Origin of the sequence: Pinirhizobacter sp. (genome assembly GCF_036499745.1) — a bacterium.
Lineage (GTDB): Bacteria > Pseudomonadota > Gammaproteobacteria > Xanthomonadales > Rhodanobacteraceae > Pinirhizobacter.
Map to the genome: position 1 here is coordinate 256,736 of NZ_DASYDG010000010.1, position 15,045 is coordinate 271,780.

The following is a 15,045-nucleotide window of genomic DNA, read 5'->3' on the forward strand; positions in this document are numbered from 1 at the left end:
CGCGGGCCCTATAATTGACGGTTCCACGCCCCACCGGACCCGCCATGCGTCTTAGCCAGTTCCATCTCAATACCGTCAAGGAAGTCCCGGCCGAGGCCGAGATTGCCAGCCACCGACTGATGCTGCGCACCGGCATGATCCGCCGCCTGGCTGCGGGCCTCTACACCTGGTCGCCACTGGGCCTGCTGGTATTGCGCAAGGTCGAGGCGGTGGTCCGTGAGGAAATGCTCCGCGCCGGCGCCATCGAAATGCTGATGCCCTCGGTACAGCCGCGCGAACTTTGGGAAGAATCCGGCCGCTGGGAGAAATTCGGCCCGCAGCTACTGAAGATGCGCGACCGTAAAGAACAGGAATACTGCTACGGACCCACGCATGAGGAAGTCATCACCGACTTCGCGCGCAACGAGCTACGCAGCTACAAACAGCTGCCGCTCAACTTCTTCCAGATACAGACCAAGTTCCGCGACGAGATCCGCCCGCGCTTCGGCGTGATGCGCGCGCGCGAGTTCCTGATGAAGGATGCGTACTCCTTCCACCTCACACAAGAGTCCCTGGCTGACACCTACAAAGCGATGTACGACGCCTACACGCGCATCTTCACCCGCCTTGGGCTGAAGTTCCGCGCCGTGCAAGCCGACACCGGCGCGATCGGCGGCAATGCCAGCCATGAGTTCCAGGTGCTGGCCGACGCTGGCGAAGACGCCATCGCCTTCTCCGATGGCTCCGACTACGCCGCAAACATCGAGAAAGCCGAGGCCATGCCGCCTTCCGGCGAGCGTCCTGCGCCGTCGGCCGCACTCACGCGCGTGGACACCCCCACCCAGAAGACCATCGACGACGTCGCCGCCTTCCTCGGGGTTGCTCCAGCCCAGTGCGTGAAGACCATCCTGGTCAAGGGCCGCAGCGGCCTGGTGGCGTTGTGCGTGCGTGGCGATCACGAGGTCAATGAGGTCAAGGCGGCCCACCTGCCGGAGCTTCCGGACACCTCGGAGCTGGCCACCGAGGCCGAGATCCTCGCTGTCACCGGCGCCAGGCCGGGGTTCATCGGTCCGGTGGGCCTGCCCACCGACGTCCCGGTGATCGTCGACCACGCTGCCGCGCATCTGGCCGATTTCGTCTGCGGCGGCAATGCCGATGGCACCCACTACACCGGTGCCAACTGGCAACGCGACGCACGCATCAACCGCGTGGCGGACCTGCGCAAGGTGGTCGAAGGCGATCCCTCGCCCGATGGCCATGGCACGTTGCACCTGGCCCGCGGCATCGAGGTGGGGCACGTGTTCCAGCTTGGCGAGAAATACGCCCAGGCGATGGATGCCACGGTGCTCGACGACACCGGCAAGATCCGCGTGATGTCCATGGGCTGCTACGGCATCGGCGTCAGCCGCATCGTCGCCGCGGCCATCGAGCAGTGTTATGACGAGGCCGGCATCCGTTGGCCCGAGCCCATGGCACCGTGGCGCGTGGCCGTGTGCGTTATCAATCCCAAGAACGACGCCCAGGTGGCCCAGGCGGCTGAAGAGCTTTACCAATCGCTCCGCCAGCAGGGCATCGACGCCGTACTCGACGACCGCGGCCTGCGCCCGGGGCAGATGTTCGCCGACATCGAGCTCCTGGGAATCCCGCACCGCGTGGTGGTAAGCGAACGCGGCCTGGCCGCCGGCAGCTTTGAATACCGCGCCCGCAGCGAAAGCGAAAGCCGCAACCTGCCCCGCGAGGATCTCATCGCCCTGCTGGGCTAAGACAAGCCGGGTCGAATGACGAGGCCGCCTGCGGGCGGCCTCTTTTTTGTTGCCTTCATGGTTTTCATCAAATCTTCTCATTAATCGTCTTAAATAACCGGCTTCATGCGTTTGCAAAAAGGATTTTTGCATTGCCCGTACGCATCGGCGAGAATCCAGCCCATTACCTGCGGAGTTAATCATGGCTGTCGACCTGAAAAACCTGAACCACAACCAGCTCAACGAGCTGATCGCCCGCGCCCAGGCGCGCCAGGGAGAGCTCCGCAAGGAGCGCGTGGTCAAGCTGCGGGACAAAATCCACGCCCTGATCAAGGCCGAAGGCTACTCGTTCGACGATGTCTTCGGCGGCCGTGCCAAGCCGCGCCGGATCATCGGCAAGGTCAAGCCGAAGTTCCGCAACCCGGCCAATCCGGAACAAACATGGACAGGCCGCGGCAAGCGCCCGCACTGGTTCAACGATGCGCTGAAAGCGGGCAAGAAAGAAAAAGACCTGCTGATCGGATAATCAGCCTGATTTATTCCCTACAGGGAACGACGCGGGGAGATCAACAAATCGCCGAATAGCAGGCCGGCCACCAGTGCACCCAAAAGGGTAATAAGCAATAATCCGGTATCCATTCCCAGCACCGCGTCGCGGTCAAGCAGATACGAAACACTGCGAAAACCCACACTGCCGGGAACCAGCAGGATAATGCCCGGTTCGCGCACCACCGCGCCGGGCTGGTGCGCGAACCGGGCGTAGAGGTTACTAAGCGCCCCGAGCAGGATCCCGCCGACGAATACCCCGAAGGGTGCGCCGGAAATCGCCCCGCCCCAACGCGTGGTGAGATACCCAAGCACCACCGCGCCCATGACCACTGGCCAGTCGCGGCGCGCGGCGCGAAACAGGATGGCAAAAGCGAAGGCGCCTACGATCAAGGTGGGCCAGTCGGCCCAGCCAGGCAGCGCCGGCAGGGCGTAGTCGCGGGGCACGACGCCCAGCACCGCGCAAACCTGGGTGGCCGCAACCGTGCCAAAGGTGAGCTTGAGCAGTGTTGCCACTGCGCCGCCCATGCGTGCCACGCCGGAAACCAGGTGCTGGCTGGATATCTCACGGACGGCGGTGGTGAGAGCCATGCCCGGCAGCAATACGATCAGGCTGCCCAGGATGACGGATTTCAGCGCCAGCGGCACGATGTAGGCGCTGACCAGGGTGGCAATGAGGGTAGCGACCAGGGCACTGATGGCTTCGCTTGCCACTGACAGCCGAGGCCGACTTACTGACAACACGGTGATGGCACCGATCACCACACCGATGAATCCGGCGGTAAGCAAGTCCACCCACGATGAATGTAACAGCAGGCCCACCACCGTCGCCGCAGCCAGGCCGTAGCTGGCGATGACAGCTGCATGCGCCCGGGCCGAGTCCGGCGCGGCCAGCGCTCGCAGCAGGCGGAAGCCCTCGCGCAGATCGATCTTGCCCTCGATCACGCCGTCGGCGATACGGTCGGCCTCTACCAGGCGGGCCAGGTTGACGTCGCCAGGCGGCAGCCGCATCACCTGGGTGACCTGGGCCACGCCTTCCTCGCCCTGGGCGAGGTCGGCGAACGAGACGATGATGGCGGTGGGGCTGGACCAGACCTCGGCGGTAAGCCCCAGGCGCTGGGCGGCGCTGGACATCGCGCCTTCCAGCCGGGGCGCGGTAGTGCCGTATTGATGCAGACGCCGCGCCAGCTCCACCAGGAAGGCAATGCGCGTGTTGAGCGCCGCCGTGGCGAAGCCGATGGCGGGCTGCGCCGGCCTGTCCGCGGCGTTCATGCCGCGGGTCGTACCTGCAGCAGGCTGCCGCTCACCGACACCACTTCTACTTCCGTGCCCGAGGGCAGGTCTGGCCCCGATACCAGCCAGGCACCATCGCCCACGCGGGCCTTGCCGCGGCCGTTGACGATCGGTTCCACCAGCACCAGCCGCTGGCCCACCAACTGTTCGCCGCGGCGATTGAGCAAGGAAGCTGAGGGCTCGCCACGCTCAAGCCGAGGGCGCAGCCATTTCCAGTAGGCGAAACACGAGGCAAAGGTGAACACGCCGAACAGGATGGCCTGGGCCAGCACGCCCATGCCGGGCATGGCGAACAGGACCACGCCCATGGCGCCCGAAGCGATGCCTATCCACAAGAGGAAATAGCCCGGCGCCAGCATCTCACCGGCGATCAGCACCAGTGCGAGGATCCACCACAGGTAATGCATCGCCAACCCGGGCATGGCCATCAACCCACCGGACGCGGCGGTTGCGCGCGCCCTGCCGCCTGCTGGGAAACCGCGTCACGTGCAAGCTCGGCGATGCCCGCCAGCGAACCGAGGATGCCGGTGGTCTCCATCGGCAACAGCAGGGTCTTCTGGTTGGGCGACTTGGCCATTTCCTTCAGCGCCTCGACGTAGTTGTTGGCCACGAAGTAATTCAGCGCGTTGACGTTACCGTTGGCGATCGCCTGCGACACCATCGAGGTGGCCTTGGCCTCGGCCTCCGCCAGGCGCTCGCGGGCCTCAGCTTCACGGAAGGCTGCTTCCTTCTTGCCCTCGGCGGAAAGAATCGCCGACTGCTTCTCGCCTTCGGCCTTCAGGATCGCCGCCTGGCGGAAGCCCTCGGCGTCGAGGATATTGGCGCGCTTCTCGCGCTCGGCCTTCATCTGCCGGGCCATGGCATCGACGAGGTCCCGTGGCGGGGAAATGTCCTTGATCTCGATGCGGTTGACCTTTACGCCCCAGGGATGGGTGGCCTCATCGACCACGTTAAGCAGTTTGGCGTTGATTGCATCGCGCTGGCTAAGGGATTCGTCCAGGTCCATGGAACCGAGCACGGTACGTATGTTGGTCATGATCAGCGCCAGCGCGGCGCCCTCGAGGTTGGCAACCTCATAAGCGGCCTTGGCGGCATCGAGCACCTGGTAGAACACCACGCCGTCGACACGCACCACTGCGTTGTCCTTGGTGATGACGTCCTGCGACGGGACATCGAGCACCTGCTCCATCATGTTCATCTTGCGACCCACCGCATGGTAGATCGGGATCAGGAAATGCAGCCCGGGGCTGAGCGTGGTGGTGTACTTGCCGAATGTTTCGACCGTCCATTCCCAGCCTTGCGGCACGATGCGTACCAGGCGGGTGATGGTGACCACCACCAGGACGACGATAACCAGTGCAACCATGCTTCCCATAACCTGAGCTCCATGCGGGTGAAACCGCAGTATACCCACGGGCAAGGAATCAAAGCGGAAGGAACAGGCTCACCCGCAAACCACCGCCCTCGCGGTTGGCCAGGGCCACGCGGCCGCCATGCGCCTCGGCGATTTCGCGCGCCAGCGCAAGGCCCAGGCCCGTGCCTGCGCGCTTGGTGGAATAGAACGGCAGCAGCGCCTGCGCCAGTACCGTCTCGCTCATGCCTGGCCCGCGGTCGGACACCTCCAGCCGCACCATCCGCGCCACCACCGCTATCGACAGCGCCACTTCGTCGTGCGCACCACCGGCCTCGTGGGCGTTCTTGATCAGGTTGATCAGCACCTGTTCGATCTGGGCCGCGTCGAAGCGGCCGGGCTCATCCGGCAGGTGGCCGTCGAGCCGGAACTGGCAATGCAATGCCAGCGATTCGATATACGACGGCCAGTCGATCGGCACCGGCTGCGGCGCGGGCAACTTCGCGAAGCTGGCATAACCGGCGATGAAACCGTGCAAGTGCCGGGTACGTTCGGCGATGGTGCCGAAGACGCCGGGCAGGCGATCGGTGTCGCCGCGTCGGGCAAGTTCCGCGCCCGAATGCGCCAGCGACGAGATCGGCGCCAGGGAATTGTTGAGCTCATGGCTGATAACGCGGATCACCCGTTTCCAGGTGGCTACTTCCTGCCGCGAAAGTTCGCGCGTCATGCGGCGGAACAACTGCAGGCGGTGCGGCCTGCCCTGCAGGCGGAAATTGCGCTGCGAGATATGGAACGTTTCCTCGCTGCCTTCCATCTCCACGGTAAGCAGGGCGTCTTCACCGGAGGCGATCGCCTTGCGCAGGGATTCGGACGTGCCAGAGACGATGTCATCGAATCCCAGCCCATGCAGGCTGCGACCTTCATTGAACAAGTGGCGCGCGGCGATATTGGCATAGGTTACCTTGCCCGAAGCGTCGGTAAGTACCAGAGCCACGGGCGTGTTCTGCACCACGGTATCGAGCAGCAGTTCGCGCTGTGCCAGGTTCTGCCGCTGCTCGCGCAGCGTATTGCCCAGGGCATTGTGCGAGCGGATCAGTGCTCCGAGCTCATCGCGCCGGTGCGAAGCAATGGAGAAACTGAAATCGCCATCGCGATAGCTGGCCACCGCACCCTCCAGGGCGCGTAGCAACCGCTGCAAGGGCCGCGTCACCCGATGGGCCACCAGGCTCGCCAGCGGCAGCAGTACGACCACCGTGGCCAGCATGGCGCCGAGCGAGCCCACGCCCCCGGGCGCGGCAAGCTTGAGCTTGAACCATGTGTTGACCAGGTCGACGGCCTGCGGCAGCGGCCACACGGTAACGCCGACGTACAGCAACGCGCCCGACAGCGCGGCCGCGGCCAGCAGCAGGGTCAGCCGCCCTTCGAGGCTCAGTAGCCGCATCGGCTCATCGGCATGCAGGGTCCATCGGGGTCTGTGCGCACTGCACCGGCGGGCGCCCGTCCTGGGCGGTGGGCGGCTGGCCGGCTTTCTCGAAAGGCCGGCGATCGGGGTAAGGATCCTTCAGGGGCGCGGGCCGGTTGTCGCGGAATTTGAAGTGGCTGTCGGCTTCTCCGGCACGGGGTGCGCGGGAGCTGTTGTAGGCGTCAGCCGCCGCGGCAGCCGTGCTGCTGCGGGCCGGACCGAACTGATCGGCGGCCGCCTGGTGCGAAGCAGACTGGGCGAAGCTCGCCCCGGTGAATGTGGCGATGCACAAGGCAAGGGCAATGGGTCGGTACATGGCGCTGCATCCTCGATCGGGAAGATGAGCCACGTTGTACCTCACCTTGTGTGGCATGCAACAGGCCCGGAAGGGCTCAGCTGGCCACAGCCAGGCCATAGCGCTCGATCCGGCGGTACAGCGCCTGGCGCGAAAGTCCCAGCGTCTGCGCAGCGCGGCTGACCACGCCACCGGCGCCGGCCAGTGCCGTTTCCACCGCTTCGCGCGAGGGCTCATCGAGGTTGCGCATGGCCGAGGGTGAGGCGGCCGGGAGGTTCAGGTCGCGCACGGCGACCACGCCGTCGCTGGCCAGCAGGCGCGCACGCTCGATGGCGTTCTTCAACTCGCGCACGTTGCCCGGCCAGTCGTGGGCGAGCAACGCATCGCGGGCTTCCTCCGATAGCCTGACCCGGCCTTCGAGGAAATGCTCGGCCAGGGGAAGGATGTCGTCCACGCGCTCGGACAGCGGAGGCAGGTTCACCTCGATCACGTTCAGGCGATAGAAGAGGTCTTCGCGGAACGTACCGGCGCGGATCATGGCTTTCAGGTCCGCATTGGTGGCGCTGATCACGCGCACTTTCACCTTGTGCGTACGGCCCGAACCCAACCGTTCGAACTGTCCGGTTTCGAGCACGCGCAGGAGTTTCATCTGGCCGGGCAACGGCAAATTGCCGATTTCGTCCAGGAACAATGTGCCGCCGTCAGCCATTTCGAAACGGCCCTCGCGAGCCCGGTTCGCGCCGGTGTAGGCCCCGGCTTCGGCACCGAAGAGCTCAGCTTCGATCAATTCGCCCGGTAGCGCGCCGCAGTTGACGGCGATGAATGCGCCGCGGCTCACCGGCGAATTGGCATGCACGATGGCCGCAATGCGCTCCTTGCCTGCGCCATTGGGCCCGGTAACGAGCACCGGGACATCCGAACGCGCCACCTGGCAGGCCAGCTCCAGCGTACGGCCCATGGCCTCGGAGGCGAACACCAGGCCATCGAGTTCGTACTTGGTCTGCAGCGCTTCGCGGCGCTTGCGGCGTTCGACGCGGGCCCGTGTGACTTCCTTGGTGGACTCGGCCAGTTCCAGCAGGTTCTCAACCGTAGCCAGCAGCTTGGCGTCATCCCAGGGTTTGCCCAGGTAATCCGCGGCGCCGGCCTTGACCAGCTCCACGGCGGTTTCAAGGTGCGTCCAGGCCGTGAGCAGGATCACGGGAAGGTCGGGGTGGCGCTGGCGTACCGCGCGAAACAGGGCCACGCCTTCCTCGCCCGAGGTGGTATCGGCGGTGAAATTCATGTCCTGCACCAGCACGTCCACGCGTTCACGTTCAAGGACGGCCAGCCCTTCCTCCGGCGTAAGGGCCACCAGCGGACGGATCTCGCGTAACGACAGGGCCAGCGACAGCGCATCGCCCACGGCCGGGTTGTCGTCGATGATCAGGACAGTACGCATCTTTGCTCGTCGCATGGAGGCATGGATGCATCTCCACGCCGAAAGGTTGAAAGGGTCCGTAAAAATTCTAGCAGGCCCGACGCCGTTCAGGCATTGCGGGTGGCCTCCACCGGTGACACCTTCGAGGCCCGCATGGCCGGCGCCAGTACTGCGCCCTGCCCCAGCAGCAACAGCAGCACCACGCCCACCAGTACATACACCACGGACATCCGTTCGGTCTCGAAGTGCTGCTGCAACCACATCGACATGCCGATGGCCATGGCGCTGCCCACCACCACGCCAGCCCCCCCGATGAGGAAATTCTCGGTCAGGAAGTAGGTGAGGATGTCACGCCTGGTCGCGCCCAGCGCACGGCGCACGCCGATCTGCTTGCGGCGCTGACCCACCCAGAAGCTGGTCAGGCCCACGATGCCGGCAGCGGTGATCGCCAGAAGCACGGCGCAGACGATACCCATCATGATCGCCATGCCGCGGTCGCGCTCGTAAGCCTTGCGGCGCACATCGTAGAAAGTCTGCACACCGTTCTCGTCGGGCAAGGTGCGCAAGCGATTGTTCTTCACCAGTACGTCGAGCACATGGGCGCGCACGGCATCCTCCTGCCCGGGTTTGGCGCGCACCAGGTAGGCGTTGTAGTCGGTATTGAGCACCGCAGGCAGGAACGTCACGTACTGATCCCACGTCTGGGCGAAGGAACTCACCCACGGCACCTGGGTCTTCTCCACGATGCCAACGATGGTGCTGGGCTTCTTTTCCTCGGTCAGGTAAATATTCTTGCCAAGCGCCGATCCATCCGGGAAGAGCTTGTCGGCCAGCGCCTTGGTTACCATCACCACGGGACCTGCGATGGACTTCTTCGGGTCCTGGTCGACCACATCACCGGCGTTAAAATTGCGCCCGGCAATCAGCTTGACGCCCAGGGTGGCAAGCGCGTGCTGGTCGACGAAATAGATCGCCGTCTGCCCGGCGGATTTCTTCTGGTCAGGGTTGGTCCGTGCGCCCATCGACCAACCGCCGTTGCGCAGCGGATAGGAATTGGTGGCATACGCGGACTCAACCCCCGGCATCTGGCGCAACACCTGGAGATCGGATTTCACCAGCGGAACGAAATTCTCCGTGTTGCCCACCAGCCGGTTGGTCACGATCACCAGGTTCGACTCGTCGATGCCGGTGCCGCGCGAGAGGTGGCTTACGCGCTGATGGATGATGAAAAGCGCATTGCAGACGATGGCAAGCGTCAGTGCGATCTGCAGGGCGATGAGGACGGTGCCGGCCTTGTGACGGCGCAGCGCGGATACGATCGGTTTGATCATCATCTTCGATGGCCTTTAGTTGGATTTCAGCTGCCAGGCGGGCTGCACTTGGGCCGCGCGCCAGGTGGGATAGAAAGCCGCCAGCAAGGTGGCGACGATGGCGACCAGCAGGGTGATCAGCACCAGCGAGATATCCAGGGTAGCCAGGCGTGCAATGGCCGGTTCGAATACCAGCCCCACACCCATCACGCCAAGGCCCGTGAGCAACAGGCCCAGCACACCGCCAGCCACGCCCACCGCAGCCGCCTCGAGCATGAACTGGAAGTAGATTTCCTTGCGCGATGCCCCCAACGCGCGGCGCACGCCGATCTCCGGCGCGCGGCGCATGAACTTCGCCAGCAGCAGCCCCACGGTGTTGACCAGGCAGATCACCAGGAATCCGAGCGAGACGAACAGGGAGATCTGCGTCTCGGCCGGCACCACGTGTTCGGCATCGAGGAAATCCATCACATCGCGCAGGCGCACGTTGTTCGGCCAGCGGAAACGCCCGGCCTTGCGTTGTTCGTCGGCGTAGTTGGTAAGGAACTGCTTGTAGTTCGCAGCGGCCGCGGCATCGGGCAACTCCACCCACATCGCAAGCCAGACGCACTCCGAGCGCAGGTAGTTGTCCCAGCCATCACCCGGGTCGCTATTGCAGTTGTTGTTGCCGTTGCTGGATTTCTGAAGCTCCACGGCGCGGGTAAAGGGCATGTACAGCTGCGCACCCTTGTCGAAACCGCCGGTGTTCACCAGGTCGAAGAAGCGTGGCGAGGCGTCCCAGTCTTCGATCACGCCCGACACCACGTATAGCCGGCCGTCGAGGTTGATCTGCTTGCCCACGCTGTTGGCGCCGGCGAACACCTTGTCGTTGAGCTTCTTGGTGATCACCACCACGGCGGCATGGCCTTCGTCGTCTTCGGCGGTCCAGGGCTTGCCATAGATGAAGGGCACGTCGAACATCGGGAAGAAGTCTGTGTACACCGCATAGGCGCCCTGTCGCTGCGGCAGCGAGGACGGGTCGTCCGGGATCAGCGCCGAGGCGATCGGATACAGCGCCGTCTGGCGTGGCGCCTTGTGCGCGCGCATCAGCGCGATCACGTCCTTGTAGGTCATGGAGTCGGGTGGCTCACCTTTCTCGGTGTCCTCCGGCCCCCAGTTGTCGATCGCCGGGTGGAACAGCTGGGCGGATTTCTGCGGGATGGGATTTCGCGACGTGGCACGGAACACCGAGTAGGTGGTCATCGACGCCGCCACGCCGAAACCGATCGCCATCACCATCAAGGCGGTGAGGATGGGATTGCGTCTTAAACTGCGCAGGCCAAGCTGGAAGTAGTAGCCGAACATGGATGGCTCCCTCGATGGTTCAGATGTTGCGGGTGGCGACGACGGGGGGCACCGCGGCGGCACGCCGCGCGGGGCCAAGCACGGCCAGCTGTCCCAGAAGCCAGAGGATCAGCGCGCCGTAAGGCAGGTAATACGCAGGAAGCAACGGCAACTCGTACTGCTTCATCAGCACGGCGCTCAACACGTAGGCCAGCATCATGCCAACCACGATGCCGCCACCGACGATGAGGAAATTCTCCAGCTGGAAATAGCGCAGGATGTCGCCGCGCGTGGCGCCGATGGCGCGGCGGATGCCGATCTGCTGGCGCCGCTGCTGCACCCAGAAGCTGGCAAGGCCAACGATGCCAAGCGCCGATACCAGCAACAGCGCCGCGATCACCCCGACCATCATCATGGCCATCGAGCGGGCATTGGCAAAATAGGCATCGCGCAACGACGCCAGGGGACCTGATGCCTGGGCGTTGATGATCACGCTGCGCTCATCGTGCGAGATCACGGCCGTGGCACGGCGGAAAACCTCAGCCGCCTGGCCGGGAGCCGTTCGCAACAGGTAGACGCTGGCCAGGCCCGTACCCGGCAAGGTCGGCATCAGGAACGAATTGGTGGTGGCGAACGGGCTGGGATTGGGCCGGACCAGGCGGGCGAGCACGCCCACCACGCGCATGGTCTGGTTACCCGATATCACCACCTTGCCCAGCGGATCCTGCCCCGGCCACAAGGTGGCGGCATAGTCCGCGTCCACCATGACGACCGATGTCTTGGGCAGGAAACCGTCGACGTGGGCGTAGTCATCGGGCGTGAACCACCGTCCGGAGACCAGGTGCAGGCCGAGTGTCCTGGCGAAGTTGGCGTCGCCCAGGTAGAAATGGCCCTGCAGGTGGAATACCGGGTCGTTCGGGTCGATGCGAAAACCCATCTCGGTCGTCTGCGGACCGAACGGCGTGGCGCTGGATACCGATACCAACTCCACCCCTGGCAGCTCCGCCAGGCGCTGGCGCAGCCGTGGCGCAAGGTCGATGGCCTGGTCATCGGTAACACCATCGAGCGAAATGGCAACCAGTCGGTCTTCGTCCACGCCGCTTTGCACGTGCGACAGCCGCACGCGCTCGGTCACCAGGTACAGCGCGTTGCACAACACCGCGCAGGCAAGCGCGATCTCCATGGCGATCAGGAACGTCGCCATGCGGTGTTTCTTCAGGGCCGCGAGGATGGGCGCGATCTGCATCACTGCACCTTCAACTGCAGGGCCGGGGCAACCCGGCTGGCGCGAAACGCCGGGAATATCCCGGCAACGAGGCTGGCGCCCAGCGCGAGCGCCAGGGCAAGCATGAACAATGGGACGTTCACCGATACAAGATCCGCGTAAGCCACGGGCTGGTGGCGCATGGCCACCACGCCAAGCACGGTAAAGAGGAGTCCGAACAACCCGCCGATGCTGCCGATCAGGCCAGCTTCCACCAGGCACTGCCCGAAGATCGCCTTGCGCGAGGCACCCAGCGCGCGGCGTACGCCAATCTCGTTGCTGCGGCCAATGAACTTCGCCAGCAGCAACCCCACCGTGTTGAACAGGCAGATCACCAGGAAGGCGAATGCCAGCCAGGTCTGCAGCTTCACATCGGCGGGAATGACCTGCTGGAAGGCGAGCCACTCGTGCAGGCTCAACATGCGTGTCAACTTCGGATGGGGGAAGCGGCCGATGCTGCGCTGCTGCGCATCGTAATCGTCAAGGAAGCGGCGAAAGCCGTCGCGCGCGGCAGCCGTGGGCAGCTCCACCCACAGGCCCACCCATGCGCAAGGCTGAGTGGTCATATGCTTGAAATCGATGTTCCCGTCCGACCAGCACGTGAACGGCTGCATGTCGGCCTGCGCGATGTCGATGCCCGTGGGCATCGGCAGGAAGATGGCCTCGGTAGGGCCGTAGAAATCACCCGTATCGCCGCCGCTGTTGCGTGAGCCGACCACCATGTAGAAACGGGGGCGTGGACGCCACTGGTCGAGTACGCCGACCACGCGCAGCTGCGCACCGTTGATCACCACGTCCTGGCCCACGCTGTTGGCGCCGCCGAAGAGGCGCTGGTTCAAGGCGGCCGAAAGCACCACCTGGCGCGCGGCGCGTGCTTCGTCCTGCGCCGTCCATGGGCCGCCATACTTGAACGGCACGTCGAACATCGGGAAGAAATCCGACGTGGTGGCAAGCGTGGTGGCGGCAAACGGTGACTGGCCCGATGCGGTGGGAATGACATGCGTGGACGCTTCGGCAACCATCGCCTCGCGGGTCGCCCGATGGGCCGACCACAGGTCGTGGGCGCTGGCGTAGTCCATGAGATCCATGGGCCAGTGCCTGAGTGTCGCGCCGGTCGAAGGTTCCAGCTGCGGGTAGAAAAGCTTGTCGCTCTTTCCGGGCAAGGGGTCGCCCGACAGCAGGAACATCACCGAGAACGTGGTCATGCTGGCACCGATACCCACGGCGATCGCCAGCACCATCAGCGCGGTGAGCATGCGCGTGCGGCGCAGGCTGCGAAGGGCAAGGAAGAAGTAATAGCCCAGCACGTCAGCTCCTGGTCGCTTCGACGGGGGGGATATGCGAAGCGCGCAACGCCGGCGCAAACGCCGCTGCCTGGCCCAGCACAACGAGTGCCGCGATGCCCACCAGCACGTAGTTGGCCGACAACCTCGGCAATTCGAACTGGACCATCAGCCAGGCATTGATGGCGAACGCCATCAATGCACCGACGAGCACGCCACCGGCGGTGATCAGGGCATTTTCGGCAAGGAAATAATTAAGGATGTTCCGGCGCGTGGCACCGAGTGCGCGGCGGATACCGATCTGACGGCGGCGCTGGCCGACCCAGAAGCTCGACAGCCCCACGACACCCGCGGCGGTCACGGTCAGCAGGATCACGCATACCGCGCCCATCAGGATCGCCATGCCGCGGTCAGCGCGGTAAGCGCGCGAGCGAATGCCAGCGAAGCTCAACACACCATCGTCTTTCGGGATCACCCGCTGGGGGTCCACCGCATACAGTGCGTCGGGCACGGCTTTCATGGCCGCATCCAGCCTTCCGGGGCGTGCGCGGATCGCGTAGGTGCGATAGGTGAAGGCAAAACGTGCCGGCACGATCGATGTCTGCCAGGCAAAGCTTTCCGCCCACGCCTGCACCGAGGAACTCTGCAGGCGGTCGACCACGCCGATGATGCGCGTCGGTGGTGCCGCGGGCCCCACGTACACCGTCTTGCCCACGGCATCGCCATCCGGGTAGAGCTTCTGCGCCAAAGCTTTGGAAATGATCAGCTGGGCCGGCGCAACGCGGTCGCGCAGGCTGTGCGCAAGCACTTCTTCGGGCCTGAAGTTCCGCCCCTCGACCAAATGCAGTCCCAGGGTTGCCAGCGTGTGCTCATCGCCCAGGAAGAACGCCGTGGAAGGTCCGACCTTGTCGCCCTCGGGCGACTGCCCCAGCCAGCCGGTCCAGTTGCTGTTGGCAAGGGGCAAGGTGTTGGTGACATAGGCGTCGGCAACATCAGGAAGCGCGCGGATCGCCGCCAGGTCGGTGCGTACATCGGCATCGAGCCGGGCCCTGGCACCGGCACCGTCGCTGGGCAACCCAGTGCGCTGCACGCTCACCTTGAACAGGTTCGCCTCATCGATTCCCGTCGGCCTGCCGACCCGTTCGATCCGCGAGGTAATGATGAACAGCGCATTGCAGACGATCGCAAGCGTCAGGGCGATCTGCATGCCGATCAGCAGGGCGCCGGCCTTGTGGCGGCGCAATGCGACGATGATGGGCGTGATGGCCATGGTCAGTTCGACTTCAACTGGAGCGCGGGTCGGACCCAGGTCGCCCGCAAGGTGGGATAAAGGCCCGCGACGATCGTGGCGAGCACGGCCATGCACAGGGTCAGTGACAGCAGGCTTCCATCCATCCGCGCCAGGGCTGCGATGTCTTCGGGCAACACCGCGCGCATGGCAAGCATGCCGATCCAGGTCATGGCCAGGCCCAGCAGGCCGCCTGCAAATCCAAGCACGGCCGCCTCGACGGTGAATTGCACGCCGATCTGCACCCGCGATGCGCCAAGCGCGCGGCGGACACCGATCTCGCCCGAACGACGCAGGAACTTCGCCAGCATCAAACCGATGGTGTTGACCATGCACACCACCAGCAGCCCGAGCGCCACCAGCAACGACACCTTGGTATCGGGCGGTGCGACCTGCTTGAAATCCAGCCATGCGGGCAGGTTTCGCAGGCGATTGTTCGATGCCCAGGCAAACCGGCCAGACTGGTGCTGGCTGTCGGTATAGCCGTCGAGC

At 64.7% G+C, this 15,045-nt stretch carries 14 protein-coding genes; 2 read left to right on the forward strand and 12 right to left on the reverse strand.

The genetic code is table 11. The annotated features are described in order from the left end of the window. The first annotated feature begins 44 nt into the window (after positions 1 to 44). Both VGM61_RS04150 and VGM61_RS04155 read left to right on the forward strand, forming a co-directional pair. Positions 45 to 1,742, forward strand: a complete 1,698-nt coding sequence (locus VGM61_RS04150) for a proline--tRNA ligase (RefSeq protein WP_331521464.1) — start codon at positions 45 to 47, stop codon at positions 1,740 to 1,742. Positions 1,743 to 1,923: 181 nt separating this feature from the next. Beyond that, positions 1,924 to 2,247: an H-NS histone family protein gene (locus VGM61_RS04155; protein WP_331521465.1), complete on the forward strand. Its 324-nt coding sequence runs from the start codon at positions 1,924 to 1,926 to the stop codon at positions 2,245 to 2,247. Positions 2,248 to 2,264: 17 nt separating this feature from the next. Here VGM61_RS04155 and VGM61_RS04160 read toward each other — a convergent pair whose 3' ends face one another. The 12 genes from VGM61_RS04160 to VGM61_RS04215 form a co-directional block, all read right to left on the reverse strand. Beyond that, complete coding sequence (locus VGM61_RS04160; protein ID WP_331521466.1) at positions 2,265 to 3,539, reverse strand: threonine/serine ThrE exporter family protein; 1,275 nt, start codon at positions 3,537 to 3,539, stop codon at positions 2,265 to 2,267. Then, positions 3,536 to 3,982, reverse strand: a complete 447-nt coding sequence (locus tag VGM61_RS04165) for an NfeD family protein (protein WP_331521481.1) — start codon at positions 3,980 to 3,982, stop codon at positions 3,536 to 3,538. The genes VGM61_RS04160 and VGM61_RS04165 overlap by 4 nt, the downstream gene beginning before the upstream one ends. A gap of 5 nt (positions 3,983 to 3,987) precedes the next feature. Further along, positions 3,988 to 4,935, reverse strand: a complete 948-nt coding sequence (locus VGM61_RS04170; protein ID WP_331521467.1) for an SPFH domain-containing protein — start codon at positions 4,933 to 4,935, stop codon at positions 3,988 to 3,990. Positions 4,936 to 4,984: 49 nt separating this feature from the next. Next, the gene (locus VGM61_RS04175) at positions 4,985 to 6,352 is read right to left on the reverse strand and encodes a sensor histidine kinase (RefSeq protein ID WP_331521468.1); all 1,368 of its coding nucleotides are present in this window, start codon (positions 6,350 to 6,352) and stop codon (positions 4,985 to 4,987) included. Between the two features lie 4 nt (positions 6,353 to 6,356). Further along, the gene (locus VGM61_RS04180; RefSeq protein WP_331521469.1) at positions 6,357 to 6,689 is read right to left on the reverse strand and encodes a hypothetical protein; all 333 of its coding nucleotides are present in this window, start codon (positions 6,687 to 6,689) and stop codon (positions 6,357 to 6,359) included. A 76-nt stretch (positions 6,690 to 6,765) separates the two neighbouring features. Beyond that, a complete protein-coding gene (locus tag VGM61_RS04185; protein ID WP_331521470.1) occupies positions 6,766 to 8,106 on the reverse strand; it encodes a sigma-54 dependent transcriptional regulator in 1,341 nt (446 codons plus the stop codon). 86 nt (positions 8,107 to 8,192) lie between these two features. Beyond that, on the reverse strand, positions 8,193 to 9,419 hold the full coding sequence (locus tag VGM61_RS04190; RefSeq protein ID WP_331521471.1) for an ABC transporter permease: 1,227 nt from the start codon (positions 9,417 to 9,419) through the stop codon (positions 8,193 to 8,195). A 12-nt stretch (positions 9,420 to 9,431) separates the two neighbouring features. Beyond that, positions 9,432 to 10,739 (reverse strand): ABC transporter permease, encoded by a 1,308-nt coding sequence (locus VGM61_RS04195; protein WP_331521472.1) that lies wholly within the window; start codon positions 10,737 to 10,739, stop codon positions 9,432 to 9,434. A gap of 19 nt (positions 10,740 to 10,758) precedes the next feature. Next, positions 10,759 to 11,964, reverse strand: a complete 1,206-nt coding sequence (locus VGM61_RS04200) for an ABC transporter permease (protein ID WP_331521473.1) — start codon at positions 11,962 to 11,964, stop codon at positions 10,759 to 10,761. After that, entirely contained in the window at positions 11,964 to 13,289 is a 1,326-nt protein-coding gene (locus tag VGM61_RS04205; RefSeq protein ID WP_331521474.1) for an ABC transporter permease, read from the reverse strand. Before VGM61_RS04205 ends, VGM61_RS04200 begins: the two co-directional genes overlap by 1 nt. 1 nt (position 13,290) lies before the next feature. Further along, positions 13,291 to 14,535 (reverse strand): ABC transporter permease, encoded by a 1,245-nt coding sequence (locus tag VGM61_RS04210; RefSeq protein ID WP_331521475.1) that lies wholly within the window; start codon positions 14,533 to 14,535, stop codon positions 13,291 to 13,293. Between the two features lie 2 nt (positions 14,536 to 14,537). Beyond that, on the reverse strand, positions 14,538 to 15,045 hold a 508-nt coding region (locus tag VGM61_RS04215; protein ID WP_331521476.1), incomplete at its 5' end, for an ABC transporter permease.